This is a genomic window from Saccharomonospora halophila 8, from assembly GCF_000383775.1.
In the GTDB taxonomy this organism is placed as follows: Bacteria; Actinomycetota; Actinomycetes; order Mycobacteriales; family Pseudonocardiaceae; genus Saccharomonospora; species Saccharomonospora halophila.
The window spans coordinates 1-1398 of the sequence record NZ_KB912534.1 but is presented as its reverse complement, the minus strand read 5'-3'; the positions used below and the strand labels follow the sequence as shown (position 1 = coordinate 1398).

General features: G+C 72.7%; 2 protein-coding genes. Both read right to left on the bottom strand.

Annotated elements, in window-relative coordinates:
• Positions 1–851: CDP-alcohol phosphatidyltransferase family protein (locus SACHA_RS21310; protein ID WP_019809287.1), on the bottom strand; the 851-nt coding region annotated here is incomplete at its 3' end.
• Positions 852–856: 5 nt separating this feature from the next.
• Positions 857–1398, bottom strand: a 542-nt coding sequence (locus SACHA_RS0109745) for a phosphatidylserine decarboxylase (RefSeq protein WP_019809285.1), incomplete at its 5' end; no start/stop codon positions are given.

The window sequence follows — 1398 nt, the reverse complement described above, 5'->3', positions numbered from 1 at the left end:
CTGCGCACCGCGCGGCGGGCCACCCCGGCGACCCTGCGGAACTGCGGTCTGCGGAGCCCGAGCTTGCGCTGGGTGCGTCCCCGGCGGATCGCCCGGCGTTCCCGCGACGGCACCTCCCACGCCTCGGGATGGCGGGCCAGCCACCGGTACCGGTACACCGAGTACGGCAGGTGCCCCAGATACAGCAGCAGCACGCTGGTGAGGACCAGCAGGGGGTACTGGATCGTGGCGGCGGCGGCCAGGCCGACGAACACCAGCAGGGGCGCCACCGCCTTGGCGGGCACCCGCAGCTTCTTCAGGGACAGCGTGGGCACGCGGCTGATCAGCAGCAGCGCGATGGCGACGGTCCACAGCCACACGGTCGCTTCCGCCGACCACCAGCCCGGACCGAACGCCAGGGTGGCGATGACCGGCAGCAGCGCGAGCAGACCACCGGCCGGGGCGGGGACCCCGACGAAGAACTCGTTGGCGTACGGCGGTTGTTCCGCGTCGTCGAGCAGGGTGTTGAACCGGGCGAGCCGCAGCACCATGCACACCGCGAAGATGAGCGCGGCGACCCAGCCGAGGCGGCTGGGCTCACCGAACCAGACGTAGAGGACCAGCGCGGGGGCGACCCCGAACGAGATCGCGTCGGACAGCGAATCGAGCTCCGCACCCATCCGCGAGGAGGCGTCGAGCAGCCGGGCGATCCGGCCGTCGAGACTGTCGAGCACGGCGGCGATCCCGATCGCGCCGATCGCGAGCCGGTGCTCGCCGAACAGGGCGAACTGCACGGCGGAGAGTCCCGCGCACAGGGCGAGCACGGTGACCGCGTTCGGCAGCAACCGGACTCCGGGGGTGGTCCGGGCCATGGGGTTCAGTCCTTCGTCGCTGGGAGCTCGGCGAGCGGGGTCTCGCCGCCGATGGTGCGTTGTCCCTCGCGCACCAGCAGTCGGCTGCCGGGCGGCAGGTAGGTGTCCACGCGCGAACCGAAGCGGATCAACCCGTAGGTCGCACCCGCGTCCAGCTTCGCACCCGGGGACACGTCGCAGAGGATACGACGGGCCACAAGCCCGGCGATCTGCACGACGACGAGGTCGTGTCCGGCGTCGGTGCGCAGCAGCAGGGTGTTGCGCTCGTTGTCCTCACTCGCCTTGTCCAGATCGGCGGAGAGGAACGTGCCCGGCCGGTAGGCGACCTGCTCGACGGTCCCGGTCGCGGGCGCGCGCTGGACGTGGACGTCGAGCACGGACAGGAACACGCTCACCCGGGTGCGCGGCCCGTCGGGCAGGCCGAGTTCGGGGGGTGGCGACGCCTGCTCGATCAGCGAGACCAGGCCGTCGGCGGCGGAGAGCACCAGGTCGGTGCGGGCGGGCGGCACCCGGCGGGGCTCGCGGAAGAACGCCGCGGTGGCCAGGG